22 protein-coding genes are annotated in these 22,526 nt (G+C 46.1%); 1 reads left to right on the top strand and 21 read right to left on the bottom strand.

All coding sequences use genetic code 11. The annotated features are described in order from the left end of the window. Nucleotides 1–74 precede the first annotated feature (74 nt). The 3 genes from nrdF to nrdI all read right to left on the bottom strand — a co-directional run bounded on the left by nrdF (nucleotide 75) and on the right by nrdI (nucleotide 3,601). Nucleotides 75–1,031, bottom strand: coding sequence for a class 1b ribonucleoside-diphosphate reductase subunit beta (nrdF, locus tag ACIFSR_RS28525; RefSeq protein ID WP_076270061.1), 957 nt, complete (start codon nucleotides 1,029–1,031; stop codon nucleotides 75–77). A 139-nt stretch (nucleotides 1,032–1,170) separates the two neighbouring features. Next, nucleotides 1,171–3,255, bottom strand: a complete 2,085-nt coding sequence (gene nrdE / locus ACIFSR_RS28530; protein WP_076270062.1) for a class 1b ribonucleoside-diphosphate reductase subunit alpha — start codon at nucleotides 3,253–3,255, stop codon at nucleotides 1,171–1,173. Then, nucleotides 3,242–3,601: a class Ib ribonucleoside-diphosphate reductase assembly flavoprotein NrdI gene (gene nrdI / locus ACIFSR_RS28535; protein ID WP_076270063.1), complete on the bottom strand. Its 360-nt coding sequence runs from the start codon at nucleotides 3,599–3,601 to the stop codon at nucleotides 3,242–3,244. Before nrdI ends, nrdE begins: the two co-directional genes overlap by 14 nt. Nucleotides 3,602–3,914: 313 nt before the next feature. Here nrdI and ACIFSR_RS28540 point away from each other — a divergent pair, with 313 nt between their 5' ends. Continuing rightward, nucleotides 3,915–4,100, top strand: a complete 186-nt coding sequence (locus ACIFSR_RS28540) for a hypothetical protein (RefSeq protein WP_430061736.1) — start codon at nucleotides 3,915–3,917, stop codon at nucleotides 4,098–4,100. A gap of 1,269 nt (nucleotides 4,101–5,369) precedes the next feature. On the opposite strand, the gene ACIFSR_RS28545 is transcribed toward ACIFSR_RS28540, so the two are convergent. The 18 genes from ACIFSR_RS28545 to ACIFSR_RS28630 all read right to left on the bottom strand — a co-directional run bounded on the left by ACIFSR_RS28545 (nucleotide 5,370) and on the right by ACIFSR_RS28630 (nucleotide 22,493). Beyond that, the gene (locus tag ACIFSR_RS28545; protein WP_076270065.1) at nucleotides 5,370–6,137 is read right to left on the bottom strand and encodes a class I SAM-dependent DNA methyltransferase; all 768 of its coding nucleotides are present in this window, start codon (nucleotides 6,135–6,137) and stop codon (nucleotides 5,370–5,372) included. Next, nucleotides 6,134–7,090, bottom strand: a complete 957-nt coding sequence (locus ACIFSR_RS28550; protein WP_339208547.1) for a CvfB family protein — start codon at nucleotides 7,088–7,090, stop codon at nucleotides 6,134–6,136. Before ACIFSR_RS28550 ends, ACIFSR_RS28545 begins: the two co-directional genes overlap by 4 nt. After that, on the bottom strand, nucleotides 7,087–7,434 hold the full coding sequence (rsfS, locus tag ACIFSR_RS28555; RefSeq protein WP_054027809.1) for a ribosome silencing factor: 348 nt from the start codon (nucleotides 7,432–7,434) through the stop codon (nucleotides 7,087–7,089). The genes ACIFSR_RS28550 and rsfS overlap by 4 nt, the downstream gene beginning before the upstream one ends. 21 nt (nucleotides 7,435–7,455) lie before the next feature. After that, a complete protein-coding gene (yqeK, locus tag ACIFSR_RS28560; protein ID WP_430061739.1) occupies nucleotides 7,456–8,010 on the bottom strand; it encodes a bis(5'-nucleosyl)-tetraphosphatase (symmetrical) YqeK in 555 nt (184 codons plus the stop codon). Continuing rightward, on the bottom strand, nucleotides 8,000–8,590 hold the full coding sequence (gene nadD, locus ACIFSR_RS28565) for a nicotinate-nucleotide adenylyltransferase (protein ID WP_430061741.1): 591 nt from the start codon (nucleotides 8,588–8,590) through the stop codon (nucleotides 8,000–8,002). The genes yqeK and nadD overlap by 11 nt, the downstream gene beginning before the upstream one ends. 110 nt (nucleotides 8,591–8,700) lie before the next feature. Next, nucleotides 8,701–9,006, bottom strand: a complete 306-nt coding sequence (gene yhbY, locus ACIFSR_RS28570) for a ribosome assembly RNA-binding protein YhbY (protein ID WP_076270069.1) — start codon at nucleotides 9,004–9,006, stop codon at nucleotides 8,701–8,703. A gap of 63 nt (nucleotides 9,007–9,069) precedes the next feature. Beyond that, nucleotides 9,070–9,930 carry a shikimate dehydrogenase gene (gene aroE / locus ACIFSR_RS28575; RefSeq protein WP_339209577.1) on the bottom strand — a complete coding sequence of 287 codons (861 nt, stop codon included), beginning with the start codon at nucleotides 9,928–9,930 and terminating at the stop codon, nucleotides 9,070–9,072. A gap of 38 nt (nucleotides 9,931–9,968) precedes the next feature. Continuing rightward, nucleotides 9,969–11,093, bottom strand: a complete 1,125-nt coding sequence (yqeH, locus tag ACIFSR_RS28580; protein ID WP_076270070.1) for a ribosome biogenesis GTPase YqeH — start codon at nucleotides 11,091–11,093, stop codon at nucleotides 9,969–9,971. Further along, nucleotides 11,093–11,617 carry a YqeG family HAD IIIA-type phosphatase gene (locus ACIFSR_RS28585; protein ID WP_076270071.1) on the bottom strand — a complete coding sequence of 175 codons (525 nt, stop codon included), beginning with the start codon at nucleotides 11,615–11,617 and terminating at the stop codon, nucleotides 11,093–11,095. The genes yqeH and ACIFSR_RS28585 overlap by 1 nt, the downstream gene beginning before the upstream one ends. A 116-nt stretch (nucleotides 11,618–11,733) precedes the next feature. After that, on the bottom strand, nucleotides 11,734–13,989 hold the full coding sequence (locus ACIFSR_RS28590; RefSeq protein WP_430061744.1) for a DUF4129 domain-containing transglutaminase family protein: 2,256 nt from the start codon (nucleotides 13,987–13,989) through the stop codon (nucleotides 11,734–11,736). After that, nucleotides 13,986–15,233: a DUF58 domain-containing protein gene (locus ACIFSR_RS28595; RefSeq protein WP_430061746.1), complete on the bottom strand. Its 1,248-nt coding sequence runs from the start codon at nucleotides 15,231–15,233 to the stop codon at nucleotides 13,986–13,988. Before ACIFSR_RS28595 ends, ACIFSR_RS28590 begins: the two co-directional genes overlap by 4 nt. Before the next feature lie 4 nt (nucleotides 15,234–15,237). Next, nucleotides 15,238–16,194, bottom strand: a complete 957-nt coding sequence (locus ACIFSR_RS28600; RefSeq protein WP_076270074.1) for an AAA family ATPase — start codon at nucleotides 16,192–16,194, stop codon at nucleotides 15,238–15,240. Nucleotides 16,195–16,334: 140 nt separating this feature from the next. Then, nucleotides 16,335–16,685 (bottom strand): stage V sporulation protein AE, encoded by a 351-nt coding sequence (spoVAE, locus tag ACIFSR_RS28605; RefSeq protein WP_076270075.1) that lies wholly within the window; start codon nucleotides 16,683–16,685, stop codon nucleotides 16,335–16,337. Then, nucleotides 16,682–17,704 (bottom strand): stage V sporulation protein AD, encoded by a 1,023-nt coding sequence (gene spoVAD / locus ACIFSR_RS28610; protein ID WP_076270076.1) that lies wholly within the window; start codon nucleotides 17,702–17,704, stop codon nucleotides 16,682–16,684. The genes spoVAE and spoVAD overlap by 4 nt, the downstream gene beginning before the upstream one ends. Nucleotide 17,705: 1 nt before the next feature. After that, nucleotides 17,706–18,191, bottom strand: a complete 486-nt coding sequence (gene spoVAC, locus ACIFSR_RS28615) for a stage V sporulation protein AC (protein ID WP_076270077.1) — start codon at nucleotides 18,189–18,191, stop codon at nucleotides 17,706–17,708. Nucleotides 18,192–18,236: 45 nt separating this feature from the next. Continuing rightward, nucleotides 18,237–18,584: a hypothetical protein gene (locus ACIFSR_RS28620; RefSeq protein ID WP_339208539.1), complete on the bottom strand. Its 348-nt coding sequence runs from the start codon at nucleotides 18,582–18,584 to the stop codon at nucleotides 18,237–18,239. A gap of 67 nt (nucleotides 18,585–18,651) precedes the next feature. Then, the gene (locus ACIFSR_RS28625; protein WP_430061749.1) at nucleotides 18,652–20,676 is read right to left on the bottom strand and encodes a beta-galactosidase; all 2,025 of its coding nucleotides are present in this window, start codon (nucleotides 20,674–20,676) and stop codon (nucleotides 18,652–18,654) included. A gap of 92 nt (nucleotides 20,677–20,768) precedes the next feature. After that, nucleotides 20,769–22,493: an ABC transporter substrate-binding protein gene (locus tag ACIFSR_RS28630; RefSeq protein ID WP_430061751.1), complete on the bottom strand. Its 1,725-nt coding sequence runs from the start codon at nucleotides 22,491–22,493 to the stop codon at nucleotides 20,769–20,771. Between the last annotated feature and the right edge of the window lie 33 nt (nucleotides 22,494–22,526).

Raw genomic sequence — 22,526 nt, forward strand, 5'->3', positions numbered from 1 at the left:
TCAAAAATCGCTCTTTTTCTGCCTAGAAGGCTGAATAAAGAGCGACTCGTATGTTGCATTTAAATTAAGTTTTATTAGAAGTTGAAAACAAAATCGTCATCATTAAGCGGCTCAACGTGAATCGTACGTACGTAGCCATTACCTTTTTTGGAGAAGAAATCATGCTGCTTCGTATGCGTACTGATACCATTGAACACGATTGGGTTTACCGCTTCCTCAGGGAAATGCGGCTCCATACCAAGATTCATAAGCGCTTTGTTCGCATTGTAGCGCACGTATACATTTACTTCCTCAGCAAGGCCAAGCGGCGCATAAAGATGCTCTGTATACACAATCTCATTCTCGTACAGCTCGTTAAGCAATGCATAAATTTCGATTTCCAGCTGTGCTTGCTCCTCAGGGCTAAACGTTTGGAACAGCTCTTGTGCTAGAACGCCAACGTACAAGCCATGGATGCTCTCATCACGCAAAATCAAATCGATAATTTCGCCGCTGCTCGTCATTTTACCTTGTCCAGCCAAGTAAAGCGGATAGAAGAATCCGCTATAGAACAAGTAGCTCTCCAGGAATACCGAAGCAGCCATCGCTTTGTAAAGCTCTTTCGGGCCAGTGATGTTCGAATACCAAGAAGAAATCAAGTTTGCTTTCTTCTGAAGCTGTTCGTTCTGCTCAACCCACAGGAAAATTTCGTCGATCTCTTCGCCAGAAGCAAGTGTAGTGAAGATGCTGCTGTACGATTTGGCATGGATTTGCTCCATCATCGACATAAATGACAATACTGCTTTGCGCTGCAAGCCATCAACATGCTCCAAAATCTTCGGCATGCCGACGCCGCCTTGAATCGTATCAAGCAAAGTCAGACCGCCGAGCACGTTTTTGTACAGCGTGCGCTCCGCGTCCGTCATTTCCATCCAGTCCATTTTATCATCTGATAACGGAATTTCTTCATCCGTCCAAAATTGCATTACATTTTGCTGCCAGAATGTTAACGTGAAATCGTCATCTGGGCGGTTCCAGTTTACTGCTTTCATTTGGTGAGCTCCTTCTTTGCTACGTAAGCGTCATTTAAATAGTACTCAAGCGTAAAGCTATGCCGTCTTTTAGAGGCATAGCTTTCGTTTCGCGGAGAAATATAAGAAAGTATATGAAAATCATATACTTTCTTATATTTTAAACTGCGCAGCTCGTGCATTCCTCAACGGAAAGCCGCTTCGTTCTTGTGTAATAAAGCGATTTAAGACCTTTTTGAGCAGCATAAACATAGAAGCGCGCCAGCTCACGAGTCGTCACATTGCTGTTAACATGCAGTACAGTCGAAATACCTTGGTCAATATGCTGTCCGATCTCTGCAATAAGATCAATCAGCTTGAACTGATCAATGTTGTAAGCCGATTTGTAGTAGAAGTAATTTTCCTGCGCCAAATAAGGCATTGGATAATAAGTAGTTGAGTTTGCATACGTACGTGTCTCGATATGCTCAACAATGGGCATTACGCTTGAAGTCGCATTTTGGATATACGAAATGCTTTGTGTAGGCGCAATCGCCAGACGATAAGCATGGTACAAACCGTGTTCTTGAACTTTTACTTTAAGTGCAGCCCAGTCCTCAGGTGAAGGAATTTCCATACCGTCGAACAATTCCTTCACGCGGTCTGTTTTTGGACGGTAATCATTTTCCACATAACGAGTGAAGTATGTGCCCTTCGCATACTCCGAACGGTCGAAGTCTTTGAAAGTAATCCCGCGCTCTTTGGCGATTTCCATGCTTTGCTCAATGGAGTAGTAGTTCATCATCATAAAGAATACGCCGGCAAAATCTTTCGCTTCTTCACTTTCGTAAGCGATTTTGTTTTTGGCAAGGTATCCATTCAGATTCATTGCGCCAAGTCCTACGGAGTGAAGCTCCTCATTTGCTTTGCGAACGCCTGGTGCATTGTCGATATTAGACAAATCACTAACCGTCGTCAAAGCTTCGATACCAACATGTACCGATTCCTTCACCTTTTTGTGCTCCATTACGTTAACAATATTAAGGGAAGCAAGGTTGCAGCTAATATCACGGTTAATGACATCCTCGTAGCCGTAATCCTTAATTTCCGATGTCTCCTGAAGCTGGAATATTTCTGTGCACAGGTTGGACATTTTAATAGAGCCGATATCCTTCAAAGCGTGAACGCTGTTAGCATTCGATTTGTTCATAATATATGGGTAGCCAGATTCTAGTTGAATCGAAGCGATTTTTGTCAACATGTCGCGTGCGTTCATTACTTTTTTCTTCGTTACCAGCTCATTAGCCAGCAGCTCTTCGTACATCTCGTCCATATCCATATCGTCGAGATGCTTGCCGTATGCCTTCTGAACGGAATGTGGACCGAACACGAATAGCGGTTTGTTTTGAGCAGCTAGCTCATAAAATTTATTCGGAATAATTAGGCCGATCGAAAGAGTTTTAATACGTGCTTTTTCGTCTGCGTTAATTTTTTTGCAATCAAGGAATTCGATAATATCCCAGCCGAAAATATTGTAGTAGCCTGCACCAGAACCTTTGCGTTGTCCCATTTGGTCTGCGTAGGAGAAAGCATCCTCCATAAGCTTCAACACCGGCATAATGCCTTTTGCTGCGCCTTCTACGCCTTTAATAGGCTCACCGCGTCCACGAAGCTTCGATAGGTTGACGGCTACGCCACCACCGATTTTGGAGAGCTGCATACATGTGCCGAGTACATAGTTGATGGAGTTAAGAGAGTCGTCCATTTCAAGCAGGAAGCAGGAAACCATTTCTCCGCGGCGGCTCTTGCCTGCGTTGAGGAAGGTAGGGGTAGCTGGCTGCAAACGTTGGTCAATCATCGCTTCCGCAATTCGAAGTGCTCTAGCTGCATCGCCTTCGCCCAAATGCAAGGCAACGATGGCTACACGATCGGAATATTGCTCCAAGTATTGCGATTTGTTGTTGGTCTTCATCGCGTAGTCCTTATAGAACTTCGATGCTGCCATGTAGGATTGGAATTCAAAGCCGCTGTTTGCCGTTAGTGTAAATACAGCTTCAACCTGCTCATATGTATACTTTTCGTATACATTATCGTAATAATCGTTTTCGATTAAGTATTCTAGCTTATGTTTGAGGGAGTCGAACTTCACGCTCTTCTCAGCCACTTCTTCCATAAATGCAGCGACAGCCTCTTTATCTTTATCAAGCTGGTAAAATCCGTCTGCACCGCGCTGCATCAATTCGTTATTCAATTCAATATGCTTCAATGGTTCGCACCCTTTCGACAAAATGTTGCGTATCTTGATTCGTACCTGACAATTCAAACTTCAAAATCACTGGAACATCGTACATTTGTGAGATCGTATCCGCGCTTTTAGCGAACCCGGTTCCCCAGTTGCGGTTGCCGCTCGCAGAAACGCCGCGGAGCATGCCAGAGTTGCTTTCTAGAAACGAAGTTACCTTCTCTGGAACTTGGCCGAACCCTGTTGTGTATGTTACTAGCACGAACGGCTCGTCAACTTCTTCCCTCTCATCAATCGGCACCGCCCGCATATTCAATTTTTTGATGAAACGCTTGACGTTGCCTGTTTTGGAATCATAGACGACTAGCATAACACGTTCGCTCCCTTACTGTAATCAAGCAATTAAAAAGCGCTTCTGACTAGCAATTCCGTCAGCTGCGCTTGTTCAAGATATACCGCTGGTAATCGTTGAAGGCACCAATCCACATCAATATGTAGTTGATGTTTTTGATTCTACATCAATATATAGGAGTAGTCAATGAAAATTATGGAGAAAATATTAATCTATTTTTTTGGCGCACTCGACTATTTTAACAGATGAGGATATGATGTGATAGTGACATTTTATTGCTATTTTGGGGGTCCTGAAAATCGTAAACACAACTGCAGAACAAACAAGAGCATTGCTAGAAAAACTGTTCAAAGATGCCGGATATACAGTGCCGGAGCTGCTTGAATACATCGAAAAACTTGAAAAAGATCAAGATCTGATGGCCGAAACGATCAAGAAAATGAAGCTTGAATCGATACGAAAAGCATCTGCTTCCGCAGGCATGAACAGCCGATTAAAAGATGCGCTTCGGGAATAATCGGATATACGAGTCACAAGATCTAGATATATACAAGCGAATAATTCAAGAAATCGATAGCACTTCTCGTTCACCAAAACGCTGTTGATAAAATTTTACAATCAGAATACTTTTCGTCAAATTTCGACACTCACACTAGATATAGATGTCGATTGCAATGTTTCTACTTCGACATTGCAATCGACATCTATACAGACCAACTCATACTTCGATCCTACTCTTTAAGCACATATGTGTGCACAACCACCACAAACCAGGGTTGCTTTTCCTCTATAAGCGCATATTTGTTCTTACAGTGAACTTTCGAGCATACTCTCACCACGATCCCACTCTGTAAGCACGTATGTGTTCTTACAGACCACAAACCAGGGTTGCTTTTCCTCTATAAGCGCATATTTGTTCTTACAGCGAACTTTCGAGCGTACTCTCACGACGATTCCACTCATTAAGCACATATGTGTGCTTAACCACACCACAAACCAGAGTTACTTTTCCCCTATAAGCGTATATGTGTTCTTACAGCGAACTTTCGAGCGTACTCTCACGACGATTCCACTCATTAAGCACATAAGTGTGCTTACAGACCACAAACCAGAGTTACTTTTCCCCTATAAGCGCATATTTGTTCTTACAGCGAACTTTCGAGCATACTCTCACGACGATTCCACTCATTAAGCACATAAGTGTGCTTACAGACCACAAACCAGAGTTACTTTTCCCCTATAAGCGCATATTTGTTCTTACAGCGAACTTTCGAGCGTACTCTCATGACGATTCCACTCATTAAGCACATATGTGTGCTTAACCACCACAAACCATGGTTGCTTTTCCTCTATAAGCGCATATGTGTTCTTACAGCGCACTTTCGAGCGTACTCTCACCACAATTCCACTCATTAAGCACATAACTGTGCTTACAGACCACAAACCAGAGTTACTTTTCCCCTATAAGCGCATATTTGTTCTTACAGCGAACTTTCGAGCGTGATCTCACGACGATTCCACTCATTAAGCACATATGTGTGCTTAACCACCACAAACCATGGTTGCTTTTCCTCTATAAGCGCATATGTGTTCTTACAGCGCACTTTCGAGCGTACTCTCATGACGATTCCACTCTGTAAGCACGTATAGGTACTAACGCACCACAGTCTCCTATTGTCGTCTCTTATAAAGCGACGTTTTCATGCGAATAGCCGGACAAATCAAAAAAGGGTTTCCCATAAAGTCTAGTTAGACTCTATGAGACACCCATCTCTAGTGGATCATATTATTTGATTGCTGCGAAGAACAAACGCTCTGACTCGCTGTCAGCTGGCTTCAGCTCAAAATCTGCGTAACGGTCAACCGTTTTAAAGCCCGCACGGTACAGAGCTGACTCGATCCAGTCTGGATCGTAAGCGCGCTGCACATGTGATTCTTCAAATCGATAAAACTTTGAATCGCGGTCACGCGAGAATATCGTTAGGTTATGCTCAATCTCGCAGCGCTCCTCTTCAAAGTCGCATGTCCATATATAGGCTACATCACGCTCATCAAGCACAAAGGGCTGTTCTTCCGCATAACGAATGAGCTGCTTTGGCGGATGCATATCGAATAAAAAGGAACCGCCGCTGCGAAGGCCAGCATAGGTAGCGCGGAAAGCCGCCTCAATATCCTCTTCCTCCGTCAAGTAGTTCAAGCAATCACAAAACGAAATGACCGCATCAACGGGCTCTTGCAGCTCCCATTCACGCATGTCCTGTTGCAGCCACCGAATCGAACCGGAGCGCGGTCTCGTAACAGCCTGAGGCGTCTCATCCCACTTGCTGCGTGCGACGGTAAGCATGTCTGATGACAAATCGATTCCATACACATGGAAACCCGATCGTGCTAACGGAATCGAAATGCTCCCTGTACCGCAACCAAGATCTACCACAGTAGCAGGCATGCCATAGCGCGACCAGCCGGCCCTTGCGAAGCCCAGCCATTCTGCATAGGGCATATCCTCCATCAGCTGATCATAGACAGTAGCGAACTGTCCATAAGAGCGTGTCATTGCCCGTCAGCTCCTTCAGCTGAGGAGCCTGAAGCGTTCGCTTGCTCTCCTGCTTGCTCCGTCGTCGCATCAGACGGTTCAGCCAAATATGTCCAGCTGCCTTTCTGAGTGACAAGCCTTTCTCTCATCAGCTTGCCTAAAGCGCGTTTGAAGGCGCCCTTGCTAATCCCGAATTTTTGTTTAATAATGTCGGCATCTGTCTGATCAGAGTAAGGCATTCCGCCGCCTGGTCGTTCTTTAATGAAGGCAAGCAGTCGATCAGCATCCTCCAAACGTCCTACTTCCTTACGCTGCGCCATGGAGAGGTTAGCTCTGCCATCTTCACGAATGAAGGTTACACGAGCGCTTACACGCTCACCAAGTCTAAGCGGACGGATTCGTTCTGCGCTTGGAATAAGCCCATAAACGCCAAACCCTACAACGCCGCCATCAATCATGACGAACGAGCCGAGCTGCAGCGTTTTTGTTACCCAGCCTTCAACCCATTGATTATTCCAGCTCTCAGGTGCATGGAAGACAAGCTCCGAGAGTTCCTCTTCAAAAGCGATTTTCGCTACGAGTCTTCCTATTTTGTCATGCTTCATCACAACAAATACTTCATCGCCAGGAAGAGGCCTGTATTCAATGCTCTCCGGCAGCTCCGAAAGCGGAAGCAGCAGTTGTCTGCCAAGCCCCATTTCTAGGAAGCAGCCAAGCCTTGGATGAACGTCCGCTACTTTCAGGCGAGCAAGCTCACCTAGTTGGAGAAGCGGCTTCTTCATCGTAGCAGCCAATCGATCCTCGGAATCGTAAAAAATGAATACTTCCACTGCATCGCCGATTTTTGGCTTAGAGCCTACAAGCTCGGTATAATGCATGAGCACATCCGATTCTTCATCGCTCAAAAAATAGCCGTAGGGCGACACCTCGCGTGCCACCCTTAAAGTCAAAGTTGTTCCGGCTACAAAACTCATGCAAACTCCACAACCTTCGCATCGGACCATAGCCGCTCAATGTTGTAATATTCACGCTCATCGCGATGGAATACGTGAACGATAACGTCGCCGAGGTCAATCAGCACCCATCTTGCCGAATCCATACCTTCGATTCCGCGCACGCGATTGCCATTTTTCTCAGCTTGTTTACGAATTTCTGTTGCGATAGCTTGTACTTGAGTATCCGAGTTACCGCTGCAAATGACGAAGTAATCCGCCACCAAGGAAATTTCTTTTAAGTTCAAAGCAACAACGCGCACCGCTTTTTTGTCTTCTGCTGCTGCGACTGTGATTTGAAGCAATTGATCCGAATGTAACGCCATAGCTCAGCCTCCTGTTAAATATTATTCTAATAAACTATTTCTTGCTTCTATTGTTAGCGGAAATATTCGTTTTCCTTTTTCTAATAAGAAGGAAATTGTAGAGTTAAAGCCAGCAAGCAATGCTTGATCCAATGAATGCTCGCTAAGCTCGCGAATTTTGTCTACTCCTGGAAACTCTCGCCCTGGTTCCATATAATCGGCAAGGCAAACAATTTTCTCAAGTTGCGACATGCCGCGGCGACCTGATGTATGGTAGCGAATAGCGTCAAGCACTTCGGTGTCCGCCACACCAAATTCATGTTCGGCTACCCATGCCCCAACAGGAGCATGCCATAATTCTTTATCATAAAGCAAAAGCTCTGCTGGCAATGCTTGATCGCGAATGACCTTCTGCATACGATCGACATTCCAGTACTTAGAAACATCATGCAAAATGGCAGCAAGCTCAGCTCGTACAGCATCTTCGCCAAACCTATTAGCTAATATGACCGCGGTTTCCATAACTCCCTGTGTATGCAGCCATCTTCGCTCAGGCATTTCCGCTCTTACTTTTTCGATCATTTGCTCACGATTCATACAGGTTGTACCTCCTCATGTAGCTATTCACCGAATCAGGCACTAAGTATTGAACAGACTGCCCAGCTTTTACCTTGCTCCTAATCGCTGTTGAAGAAATTGCAATGGCAGGCATTTGAACCAAGCTGACCCGCTCCTGCAAAAAAAACGGCAGTGCGGAAATATCGACCGGATTGCCTGGACGCTCTAATCCAATAAATGATATTCGAGCAGCTAGCTGCTCGATTTCATGCCACTTCGGCAGGTCATTGATGCGATCTGAACCGATAATATAGGAAAAAGAATGGTTCGGATAACGTCCCTGCAGCTCTACGATCGTATCGTAGGAATAGCTCACACCGCCACGCTGCAATTCAATATCAAGCGCTCGAAAGGCCTTGTTGCTCTCGATAGCATCGCATACCATTTCGTAGCGCCGCTCTCCGCTAACACCTGGCTCATTCGCCTTGAGCGGTGGACCGTATGAAGGAATAAACCACACCTCGTCCAAGCCGCTCTGCTCTCGTGCGGATTCTGCAGCAATCAAATGACCGATATGGATGGGATCGAAGGTGCCGCCCATAATTCCTATCTTACTCACTTGTTGAACGCCTCCCTATCAAGCAAAGTCGAAGCGTTAACAGCTATCGTGTCTTCTAGTATGCCCTTTATGACAAAAAGCTGCATTCGCCGCGCAAGTCTCGGTCTATATTATTTGCGAGCAGCTGTAGGAAGCTCGATTTGTTTGTTGTCCTTGGATTCTTTGTATAGAACGATCGTTTTGCCGATCACTTGTACAAGCTCTGCGCCTGCTGATTTAGCAACTTCAACGCCGATTTCCTTAGGATCGTCCAGACAATTGTTAAGAACAGATACTTTGATAAGCTCGCGCGACTCAATCGCCTCCTCGATATGACGAACGAGGTGATCGTTAGTGCCGCCCTTTCCGACTTGGAAAATCGGTGTCAAATGATGAGCAAGCGCTCTTAAATATCGTTTTTGTTTGCCTGTAAGCATAATAGTGTTCCTTCTTTCATCTCAATAATTCGTCTGTTTGATTGATTGATTCAATAAATAAGTTTAGCCTTGCAATGAAGCAAGTACCGTTTCGCGCATCGCTGTGACGGGTGCTGGCTGGCCTGTCCAATATTCAAAGGCATATGCGCCCTGATAAATAAACATGCCAAGCCCGCCATGAACGCGGCAGCCGCGCAGCTCTGCTTGCTGCAAAAATTTCGTTTTTAAAGGATTGTATATTAAATCACTTGCAACCGCGCCCAGCTTCAGCCAGCTTGCATCAATTGGCGTCTCCTCCGTATGAGGGAACATGCCTACTGATGTCGTGTTAATCACGATATCGGCTTGCTCGCATGCGGTTTGCAGCTCATCATTCGAAATCGCTTCAATATCTACTTTATTTTGCAATGAATCTGCAAGCTCTTTTGCCCGGTCTACGGAACGGTTGGCCACCGTAATTCGCGCAGGATTCTCGTTTGCTAGAGCATAAATGATGCCGCGGGCTGCGCCGCCCGCGCCGATAACGACGATTCGTTTGCCGGCAAGCTCACGCTCCGCTTCTTCCTTCAACGAACGCACATAACCAATGCCATCGGTGTTATATCCGATTAGACGGCCAGCGTCGTTGACAATCGTGTTAACCGCGCCAATCGCCTGCGCGCTTGCATCGATCTCATCAAGCACGGACATAATGTCCAGCTTATGGGGGATCGTAACATTGACACCGCGAATGCCCATTGCACGAACACCAGCGGCAAAATCTCCGATACGATCACTCGTAACATGAAAAGCAGTGTATACACCGTTAATTCCCGTTTCCCGAAAGGCACGGTTCATCATAATAGGTGATTTCGAATGCCTTATCGGATCACCGATGACGCCGAACAAAAGCGTATTGCTGTCAATCTGGTTTCCTGCGCCCATATTCGTCACAGTGAATTCCCCTTCCAAGTGACATGTGTTTAGATCATCGAGTCGCGAAGCATGACCTTAACGCCCTTCGGCGCATAAATGTCAATCACAGCTCCACCAGTACCGTTCACTTGTATCCAGCCAAGACCAGATATAAATACGTCCTTATTCAAGCCGCGCTTAACGCGCAGTGAATGCCTTGTCCAAGCCGGTATCGTTTCTAGTTCTTCAAGCGATGGTCCTCCGAGCAATTGCCCACGGTGATCTGCATACAACTCATCCGCCCGCTCCAGCTTCGTACGATGCATGTTGAGCGCATTTGAAACATAGAACGTAAAGGATTGGCGATCACCCTCAACAAAATCGAATCGAACAAGGCTGCCAATAAACAGCGATTGACCCGAGTTCAATTGATAGACGAGCGGTTTAATTGGCTTGTCCGGCAATAGTGAGCCTAGGAAGCTCCGCGGTACAACCTCTGTCATACGTGTCGTATAGACGATACCTGGGGTATCTATAATCGCTTTCCCATCCTCAAGCGGAATATGAACGGCATCAAGCGTTGTTCCCGGATAACGAGAAGTAGTCAGCTCACGTTCCATATCGCTGTAATCTCTAATTAGACGATTAATCAAGGTCGACTTGCCGACATTCGTCGCGCCAACCACATAGACATCTCGGCCATTCCGGTACTGCTCAAGCGCTTCAATAACCCGCTCGAAGCCCATATTCCGCTTCGCGCTGCATAGGACCACATCGACTGTGCGCAGTCCCTCTTCCTTTGCTTGCTTCTGAACCCAATTCCGAAGTCGATTGACATTCATCGCTTTTGGCAGCAAATCGATTTTGTTCACGACAAGCAGCACTGGATTGTTTCCGACAAAACGCTGCAAGCCCGAAATCAAACTTCCTTCAAAATCGTACAGATCGACAATATGCACAACGAGGCTATCCGTATTTCCGATGCTGCCAAGCAGCTTTAAGAAGTCATCCTGATCAACCGCTACGGATGAAGCTTCATTATAATTGCGAATTCGGAAGCATCGCTGGCAAATAACCGGTTCGCGACCGACAGCCGCTTCCGGCAAATAACCTGGCAAATCAGAACTTTTAATCTGAAGCGCCACTCCACAGCCCGCACATGATCCATATGCCTGACTAAGTTGTTGTTCCATCACTTTGTTTCCCCCTCATACCATAACCCTTTTTTCCTTAAACGCACTAACGCTATTCGTTCAATACGACGATTCACTCGTGTCATTATACCTTCATCAGCAGGAGCGATTGGCGTGACAAGGATGGTGTATAACCCCATACGGTTACCCCCAAGCACATCCGTCAGCATCTGATCTCCGATTACGACGGTTTCCTCAGGTGCAAGGCGGAGTACACTAAGCGCTCTCTTGAACGATTTGCCAGCTGGCTTGCGAGCAGCATGAATATATGGAATATTCAGCGGCGCAGCAAACTTCCCGACGCGTGTCTCGTTGTTATTGGATACGATAACAACCTGAAAGCCCCGAGAACGTACGTAATCAAGCCACTGCACAAGCTCAGGCGTAGCTAACGCCTCCTTGGCACCGACAAGCGTATTATCCAAATCCGTAATGATGCCGCGAACGCCTCTTGCATGCAGCTCATCTAAGTTAATTTCATATACTGTATTGACGCGCATATGCGGCAACAGCCGTTCAAACATAATGGATATCCCTCTGCTTTCTGCTTGCTATCTTACGAAACTATACCATACAAACTAAATTTGTTGCAAAAAAATACCGCTACCAATTTCTCTGGCGAGCGGTATTTGTTCGTATGTTATCTTAATTGATCAATGAGTGAACGTACTTTAACGACGAAACGATCCGCTTCTTCGGATGACGCCATAACGGGGCTGTATTTTGCTTGCTCAAACCCATTCAGCACAATTTTAAAATCTTCACGCAGCCGCTTCTGATTTTGCGACCAGCGCAATACGGCCTCGCGCAGCGTCTCATGGTCTTCGCGCTCCATTCCACGCTTTTTGCAAATGCGCAGCAGCTTTTGCGTCTCAAGTACGATTCGATCATTGGTTGTGTATGATCCATGGCGGAGCTTTCTCCAAGAAAAGATAAGCTTGTCACGACGAATAATGAGCCATGCAATTGCAGCAACGATGAGTAGTGATATGGAGCTCCATAACCAAACCTGCGAGCTTGATGAACCTTCTGTATCTCCAGCTGCTGCAGCATCGTTATCGCCTATATCTAGATCTGGCAAAGCAGCAACCTCTTCTTCAGGCAGCGTATACGGGAATGAGAATCCCGCTGTTGCTTCGAACGGTATCCAGCCTGTACCTTCAAAATAAATTTCTACCCAAGAATGAGCATCTGAATTTCGAACCGTATAGGTGCCTGCACCGCTTGGATTTACTTCTTCCTCCCTATAACCGCCTGGAGGGCCGAAGTCACTAGCTGGAAGCGCACCAGGAGCAAATCCTTTAACCCATCTCGTCGGAAAGCCTAAGCTACGCGCCATAACGGCCATTGAAGTGGAAAAATAATCGCAATAGCCTTCTTTCAGCTCAAACAGAAATTGATCAACGAAATCGCTGGTAGATCCTGTGAGCTTTGATTCATCGGGCAAATTATTATAGTTGTAATTTAGCCTTAAATACGACTCCAACAATCTAGCTTTATCATAATCATTAGCTGCTCCAGCGGTGACCTGCTCTGCAAGCTGTTTGACTCGATCAGGCAATGATTCAGGCAATTGCAAGTAAAATGAATGGCGTGAAGCCTCTTCCTTATCTGACCAGCCAGCTTTGGATGTCCTCAGCAGCGCTTCATCTAGAACAGGTACAGACGACGTAACCGAATACGTTTGCGGGTATTTGCGGTTTTGCATGGACCAGTTCAGCAGCCGCAGCTCGCCTGAGCTAGGCTCCCATCTCAAGCTGGTTGGAATAGCTGCCTCTTCATTTTCAATCCAGTTGATCTTCGAAAGTGGTGCAGCAGCAAAAAGAACCGGATAAACATCCTTTCGAATCATCGTAACAATCTGATTGACTTGCTTAACCCCAGCTTTTGGCGGATCATCTAATGAAGGGAATGCTTCACCCTTCACAACTGGAACAATTTCTTCGCCAGCAAGCCTGGGACTTACATCAATCCATCCGTCACCCGTGTAAAAAGCTTTGGACTCCCCGCGCCAGTAGCTGCGATGCGAGGTCGTGACGGTCATCATCGGTGAATAATCAAATTCGAATCCACCGCCAAGCTTATCGTCGCTTCGACTATATCCGGAGCTTGCATTGCCTGATCGGTTCGGCGATATGACATCTGTGCCCTTATCGCCTAAAAACACCTGAACCCTCTCCCCTTTAGCTTCCTTCCAGATCGTATAAGGATCCTGAAGAATAGGAGCAATTGAAGGCATATTCAATCCTACAATCATGAGAATCGATAATACGAGTGCAATCGGCACCATTAATCGCAGCGGATACTCGATTAGCTCTTTCCAGCTGTTCGGATGCTCTCGCTTCAGCCTCGACAAATGGCCAGCGACGAGCCAGAGTAGCCCAATAAAGACAACCATCCCCACTTCATCCCACAGCCAGATCGGCGTAAAGGAATCTGCGATGGTTAAAACCAAAATGCTTACGCCTACAAATCCGAACATTCGAACTCTTGTAATCGTCCATATTCCAAAAAGCACGTAGAGCATGAGCATTGCTCCACTTATCCATATAAATGGATTGAGCTGAACGAGATGTACTTGCAGCCACCACAGCCACTCTTGCCAGCGCTGCGGACTTGCAACGATCCATTCCATTCTTGCCCATTGCGATGTAATGAAAATAGCTGCTATTACTTGAAGAAGAAGCTTCAGATATTTCCTGCGCATAGGAAGCAATAGATCAATTGCCGCTGCCGCAAATAGAGTGTAATAGGCAATGGCGTACGTTTCGTCCCACCAATAACCTTCAAATATAGTAATTACATTGGCTAGAATAATTGCAATAAATATGAATCTAAGCTTCTCAAACCAGTCCGTTGTTAAATAGACGCCAATTGATCGCATCAGCTGTTTCATGCAATTCCACTCCCTTCTAAAACTGTTGGGAGCTCTTGCAGCTGACGAACTTCAAATACCGGCCAGCCACGTTCGCGCAAGACACGTTTCCAAGAAGTATTATGGCTTAATAAATCAACCGACGAGGAGATATGGATCAAGCAAGGGGTAATTCCTTTGCGTGAGAGCCACTCCATGCTTCGAATGACATCCGCGCCAGTCTCAGGAGTAATTAGGACTGCAAAACTTCCGGCTTCAATCGTAGAATCAGCTTGCTGAAGCGACGGATACAAAGGCCGCGCTGCATTTGCATCTACAAAGGTTAAATGCCTCATCACCATATTTCGTTGATCAATGCCTGATTTGGGTGTAACGAATGTCATGGAATCGCCAATGGAGAGCAGCCCCATTGCCGTATCACTTTTGAGACCGTTTTCGAGCAATGATGCAGCAACGGATACGGCTAATTCGAAGCGAGTCGTGAGTTCACCTTTGTAGCTGCTCGAATGTCGATCAAGGATGACTAACGTACGCGGCAATGACTCACGCTCGAAAGCTTTCGATTTCCACTCGCCCGTCTTCGCTGTCGCATTCCAATGCACACGTGATAAACGGTCTCCATATAAATATTCACGAACGCCGTTAATTTGTGTCGTTTCCTTCGCTGAGCGTGACGCAATGGCATGAGAGTAAGGACCGCGAATCCCCCGCTGAATGCCGTTCCACTGCCTAAGTGGAACTGTCTGAGGCAGCACATTAAGCACTGTCTCTGATCCGAATTTCCCAGAATGCTCGAACAAACCGAATACATCATAAGACAAGCACTCTGTATGAGTAAAACGGTACTCGCCGCGCTGCAGTGGAGGCGTTTGATACACGACATGGCCTGCACGCTTCCAATTCGGCACGAAGGAAGTCTCGAATGCCAGCCTTTGTCCATTATGACGATGCAGCTGATCTCTAACAATGACGTATGGAAGAGGATAATAGCCAGGAATTTTCATGGAAAGGCTTACTTCTAGCGTGCTGCCTGCTGATAAAGATTGATCGATTGTTGTTGCTCCAGGCATCGCGTACACTCTGCTGCCCGTCACCTTGTTAATTCCGCTCCACCTGCCAAGCACTAAATAAATAATTAATAAATTCAAAATCATGAAGAGCATCATCGCGGTTTTGCCGCCTTGAAATAAAAAGTAGAACAGACTGGTCAAATAAATGACTGCGACAAGCTGCATCCGCAGCTTCGAAGATTTGGCCGCTGTCATACGACTAACGCTCTAGCCGAACCGGTACTTTCGTGGACTGAATCACCTGCTCGATGATATCCTCCGCTTTAAGACCGTTCATTCTAGCTTCCATTCTCAGAAGAAGCCTGTGCGAAAGCACATAAGGAGCAAGTTCCTTCACATCATCAGGCGTTACAAACTGTCTCTGCTGAATATAAGCGCTCGCTTTAGCCGCTCTTGCCAGCGCTAGCGCTGCACGAGGACTTGCTCCTAGCATTACATTCGCGTTTTCCCTCGTTCCTCTTATTAATGAAACTAAATATTTGCCTACGGCGTCATCAATATGCACCTTAAGAGCTTGGTCTTGAATTTGGATCATATCGGATATATTAATCATTTGCTGAATGCGATCAGATGGATGTATTCCTTCATTAGAGAGCACCATTTGCTGCTCATCTGTTTCACTTGGATAACCGAGCGACAGCTTCATCATGAACCGATCCAGCTGCGCCTCCGGAAGCGTATAAGTGCCTTCAAATTCTATTGGATTTTGGGTAGCGAGCAAAACGAACGGACGAGGCAGCTCATATGTATCGCCATCAACCGTTACATGTCCTTCTTCCATCGCCTCAAGCAAAGCAGATTGTGTCTTCGTTGTCGCGCGATTGATTTCATCGGCTAGCAATATATTAGCCATAATTGGACCCGGACGAAATAAAAAGGTTTCTTGTTTGGGATGATAAATGGAAACGCCTGTTATGTCAGTTGGCAGCAAGTCGGGATTGCATTGTATCCGGCGGAACTGGCCGCCTATTGACTTTGCCAACGCTTTCACTAATTGTGTTTTTCCCGTGCCTGGCACATCTTCAAGCAGAACATGTCCACCTGCAACGACGGCAATTAACAATCTTTGGATCTCTTCCTGTTTGCCGAGGATACAAGATTCTAAGTTTCGGAGAATAGTAGAACATAATTGCATGTCTGCAGGACGAATATCCATTTCATAACCTCCCGAAATAACGCATGAGTTAGTATTCAATACTACTATTTTACAGTACTTCCTTTACAGTGCACAAATTTTTTCGCTACAAAAAAAATTGGAAGATCCCACAGGACCCTCCAACTTAAGTGCATAAATGGTTATCCTTTTGGCCTGACGACAAGTGCTGCCAAGAAGGAAAATATAATCGCTGCCGAAATGCCGGCACTAGTTACTTTAAAGATACCCGATATAACGCCAATCCAGCCTTGCGTATGCAATTCGGTTAATGCACCATGTACGAGGGCATTACCAAAGCTTGTTATCGGAACCGTAGCTCCCGCTCCAGCAAACTTGACAAGCGGTTCATATAAGTCAAAACCATCAACGATAGCGCCAATGACCACTAAGGTCGACATCGTATGAGCAGGAGTCAGCTTGAGAACATCAAACATCAGCTGACCGATGACACAAATTCCTCCACCAACTAAAAAAGCCCACAAAAAGATCATATATGCTTGCTCCCTCCTGCGCTAATGGCAACAGCATGTGCTATACATGGAATACTCTCGCCTTGCTGGAACGAGAGCGGCGATAATAATGCGCCCGTCGCCACGACTAAAATTCGGTTTAATTCGCCTTTCTTGATTCGTTTGAGCAGATGTCCGTAAGTAACGACGGCTGAACAACCACATCCACTGCCCCCTGCCTGTACCTTCTGCTTCTGAACGTCATATACCATAAGGCCGCAATCGCCAAACACTGTTTCGTTCATCGGAACGCCGTTTTTCATAAGCAATTCCTTTGCAATGGGATGCCCTACTCCAGCCAAATCACCCGTTACAATTAAATCATAATCACGAGGAGATCGGCCTGTATCGTTAAAATGAGCTTGTATTGTATCTACAGCCGCGGGTGCCATTGCAGCTCCCATATTAAATGGATCTGTGATACCAAGATCTATGACTTTCCCGATGGTTGCACATTCCACGACTGGGCCGTCACCTTCTGCAGCGACAACAGCTGCGCCAGAGCCCGTAACCGTAAATTGTGCGGTAGGCGGCTTCTGTGAGCCATATTCCGTTGGATAACGAAATTGCTTCTCAGCCGTGCAATTGTGACTGCAAGTGCCTGCCAGCACATGAGTGGCTGAGCCTGAGTTCACAAAAAGCGATGCAAGTGCCAATGACTCCATTGAGGTGGAGCATGCACCAAATACTCCAATGTAGGGTACTCCAAGTGATCGAGCAGCAAAGCTATTGCTAATAATTTGATTCATGAGATCTCCGCCGACAAAAAACTGAAGCTGGTCGCGTTCGATGCCGGCATTTTGAATTGCAAACTCCGAGGCTTGCTCCAGCAGCAGCCGCTCTGCCTTCTCCCAGCTTTTTTGCTGCATGTCCAGCTCAGGATGGACGAGATCAAAATCGGCTGCAAGCGGACCATCTCCCTCATCAGGACCGACCACGGTCGCTTCGCCGATTATTACCGGGCGTTTCTCAAACCACCATGATTGTTTCCCTCGCAGCATATTACTGACCCCCAGTTCCGAGAATAAGATGAGCGATACCGACGAAGAAAGCTGCGACTGTACCGAAAACAATAACTGAACCAGCCAGCTTAAACATATTGCCGCCAACACCAAGAACTAGACCTTCACTCCGATGCTCCAAAGCAGCTGAACACATGGAATTGGCAAATCCGGTTACAGGCACTGCTGAGCCAGCACCAGCCCATTGCGCAATTTTATCGTACACGCCTAGGCTCGTTAGAATAACCGATATCAAAATAAGCGTTGCAACTGTAGGATTGCTTGCCGCTTCTTCGCTCATTCCCATCAAATGGACATAAAGCTCCTGTATAACCTGTCCAAATACACATACTGCCCCGCCAAAAACGAATGCTTTCAAACAATTTCCAAGTACAGATCGAGGCGGCTCCATCGTTTTTGCGAACGATTGATATTCTTTTGGTGACATGGACATTTTTTTGTAATGACTTTTGCTTTTGGTCGCCACAAAACCATCCTCCTTTTCCGCTACGGTTTTTCTCTATGCCTGAAGCTAAAGTTCCGTAACCGCTTTGCTTTCTTCTGGTTCATTATTTGTAATAGCAGGTTGCAATATTCCAACAAAAACAAAAACGCCATCAATGTCCTCTGGATGCTGCATCAGCTTTGACGGAGATATACAAGATAATCTGGAGCAAATAATATTCTTTATTACATTAAAAAAAGGATTGCCCCCGACTAATGATTTAGTCGCAGGCAACCCTTTATTTAAATAAATATGGCTAATAACAAAAGAACGAGTAAAACATACATTATGAGCACGAGCAAGCTCAATAAATGACGTTGCCGCTTCGTAGACAAAAGTGCAGCTCCCCTCACACCGGGCTTTTATCAACAGCATATGCCAAACACCCAGCTGCGGAGCTTATCCAGGGCGATTTCAAAAACGATTTCAATAGGCAGATGTTTTATTGTTCAATAATCATAACGCCTTTAGCAGATAAGCTATAAGCGCCGCTGACAATCTCACCCGTGAGAAGCTCTGTTCGCTGCTGAGCGCCAAGCTGAAGCTCGGAAGGCTCGGAGTTATGGTTCAAAATAAAAGTAAAGGATTTCCCATCTTTATTTCTGCGTGTTACTTCGACCCCTGTAGGCACGGACAAGATTGGCTCAATCCTTTTGTCCTTGCATAAGTTCGTGAGCAGCGCCTGCAGAAACTCTTTATCAGGACTGGAAGCTATATACCAAGCTTCCCCGCTGCCAAATTTATTGACGGTAACCGCTGGCATGCCTTTGTAGAAATCCGAGCCGTACTCAGCAACAACCTCAGCGCCTTCAGAATGGATCAAATCACATAGCAGACTGCATGTATAAGTGCCGCTGAGAGCCCCATCAACTTTTTTCATCACCATTTGGTTGTGTTGTCCTGGCAGCAGCGCGTCGATCTCCTCCGCCCAAATGCCGAGAACCTTGCGCAGCTTGCCTGGATAGCCGCCCGTAGTTACGAGATCATTCTCATTAACGATACCGCTGAAAAAAGTCGTAATGAAGGTGCCGCCGCGTTCCACGAACGCTTCAACCTTCTCCGCAAAACCCGGTTTAATCATATACATGACCGGTGCAATAACGAGATCATATTGCTCGAAGTTTTCTTCAATGCTGATCATATCGGTTTGAACATTCAATTCAAACAAAGCATCGTAATACTTATGAACCTCGTCCACGTATTTTAAAGCAACGCTCGGTCCGCTGGACAGCTCGACTGCCCAGCGGTTTTCCCAGTCAAATACGATGGCTGCCTTTGCATCAATTCGCGAATCAAGCAGCTTATCTGAAAGCTTCGTCAGTTCATGGCCAAGCTCCGCGCACTCACGAAACACGCGCGTATGCTCATGGCCCACATGCTCAATGACAGCGCCATGATATTTCTCGCATGCTCCGATCGAGCGGCGCAGCTGGAAGAACATGACGGTATCCGCGCCATGCGCTACTGCCTGATAGCTCCAAAGCCGCATGACGCCAGGGCGCTTCAAAGCGTTGTAGGCTTGCCAGTTCTGCTGGCTCGGCGTTTGCTCCATCAGCATAAAGGGCTGTCCACTTTTCAAACCGCGCATAAGCGAGTGCGTCATTGCTGTATAGCTTACAGGAGTGTCGATCGACGGGTAATTGTCCCACGAGATGACATCCAAATGTTTTGCCCACTTGAAATAATCAAGCTCAGGGTAAGTACCCATCATATTTGTCGTAATTTGAATGTTGGGCGAGTGCTTGCGAATTTCTTCGTGTTCAATTAAATAACAATCAAGCAGAGCATCCGATTGAAATCTGCGATAATCAAGCGATATGCTTTGGAAGTTGGTTCGATTGCCGCCCCATTCCTCGCTAAGCGCATTAGGCGGTTCAATTTCATCCCAGTCATAAAAGGTATGGCCCCAGAAATTTGTATACCAAACCTTATTCAATTGTTCAATCGTGTGATAACGCTTTTGCAGCCATACTCGGAAAGCGTCGGCACAGTTGTCGCAATAACAGTAGCCGCCATATTCATTCGAAATATGCCAAGCGACAATCGCAGGGTGATCCTTATAACGCTCAGCCAGCTTCCCAGCGATGCGTCCCGAATGCTGCCGGTAGGTTTGGCTGCTCGGACAGGAATTGTGGCGTCCTCCAAATTTACGTTTGCGGCCCTCATAATCGACACGAGTGACATCCGGGTATCTCTTGGCCATCCATGCCGGATGAGCACCCGTACTTGTAGCAAGGCAAATGGCGATTTGATCGCCATGAAGTCTGTCAATTATGTTATCCAGCTCAGTGAAATCATAGGTTTCTTCACTTGGTTGAATGCGCGCCCAAGAAAAAACGTTAACCGTAGCAACATCAATGTTCGCAAGCTTGAACATGCGAAGATCCTCCGTCATCGTCTCATCATCCCACTGCTCAGGGTTGTAGTCTCCGCCGTACCATATTTTCGGAAGTTTCTCGTTTATCATTTTTATTTCAATCTCCCTTCAGTTTATGTTAATTAACAGCAAGGGAGAGAGCTCATTAGATGAGCCCTCTCCCTACCAGTTCACTTTGAGTCTTATTTCGACCAAAGTTCCACACGATCCTGCACCATTTTTGTAAATTCAGCATTCAATTTTGCTACACCCGCATCATCAAGATCTTTTAGAAATGCATCATAGATTTTATCGAAGTCTGCTGGTTTAGCAAGAATCGCTTCAGGGATACGTTTTTTCATAATATCTTGTGTTTTTTGGAAAATAACGTTTGCTTGCGAGCCCGTCTCGAACGGAAGTGTCCATGCTGCGCCATATTTGCGAACAGGGAATGCATCGTCAGCAGGCCATAGGTCTCTGTACGTTTTTGCATTGTATTTCGCAAGCGTCTTCTTGTCTTCTTCGGAATAAGCCGTTTGAATTTGCTCAGGGAATGTCGTCGTATAGTAGTTTCCAGAAGGATCCTTCACGCCATCGCCATAGCGAGCAGAAATCAAGTAGTTGCCAATACCTGTTGTTTTCTTGAATGTATTGCCGTCATTTGATTTTTGAGCTTGAACATCTGCAGGAATAACGCGTTTCCCGCCTTCCACATTGTAATGCTTGCCTTCAATACCCCAGTTAACTAATACCTGACCTTCATCAGATGCAAGGTAATCAAGGAATTTGATTAAGCGTACTGGATCTTTGGCATCCTTTGTTATCCCAATTCCATAACCAGATAGATAGCCTGTGCCTTGGAAGGAGTGATCTTGGAATGTATCATTCAACGTTACAGGAAAACGAGCGTAAGTTGATTTAAAATTGCCGGCTGCTTTCAAAGCGTTTTCTGCTTCGCCATAATCCCAGTTTTGGTCAATCAGTCCAAGCACACGGCCAGAAGCAATTTTTGATTTATATTGATCATATTTTTGAACGAAGCTTTCTTTATCTAGCAGCCCGATATCGTTCATATGGTTCAACCAACGGAAATACTCTCTTTCCTCAGGGCGCTGGTAATGCATGATCGCTTCATGTGTGTCTTGATTAACGAAAAACTCGCCATCATCTGGAGCACCTGTTGCATAGAAAGCCGGGTTTGTAACTGAAATTAGAATTTGCCATTCACCGCCGTTAAGCGACATGCCGATTGTCGGCTGGCCATCAGCTGTTTTAGAGTTCTTCTCAATATAAGCTTTGATTGCAGCTTCATAATCTTGTACCGTTTTGATTTCTGGATAACCTGCCGCTTCAAGCACTTGATGCTGCAATTGGAAACCGCCGCCAGCTTCGAAGTAGGTTTGTCCTACGCCGTCTTGGGGGAGCACATAAATCGCGTCGTCATCTTTGCTCCAACGAAGACGATTAAAGTATTCGCCGTAAATCTTTTTCAAGTTCGGTGCGTGCTCCTCAATCAAAGGACGAAGATCGATCAGTGCGCCAGCATCAACCAATTTGCCTGCACTGCCTTTTGGCATAACCATATCGGGAAACTCGTCGCTTGCTACCATAAGGGCAAACATATCTGTGTCGCTGCCGCCGACAGGGAATTCTTGTTTAATCGTAATGCCTGTTTTATCTACAATAAATTGCCCTACATCTGACTTCATATCATCCCAGCTCGGGTTAGCGTCGCCAGAAGCGATACGAATCGTAATCGGATCACCCTTCTCAGGCTCTGCTGCATTTGTAGGTGAATTCGTGGAATTGCCTGGCGCGTTCGTTTCTTTATTTTTGCCGCCTTCATTATTCGAATTGCCGCATGCCGTGACAAATACGAATATTAGTGCCAATACCAAGCTTAAAGCCATTTGCATTTTTCTTTTCATTGCTTGAAAGCCTCCCTTTTTCTCGTTCATCAT

The organism is Paenibacillus sp. NRS-1760 (assembly GCF_050467785.1).
Lineage (GTDB): Bacteria > Bacillota > Bacilli > Paenibacillales > Paenibacillaceae > Pristimantibacillus.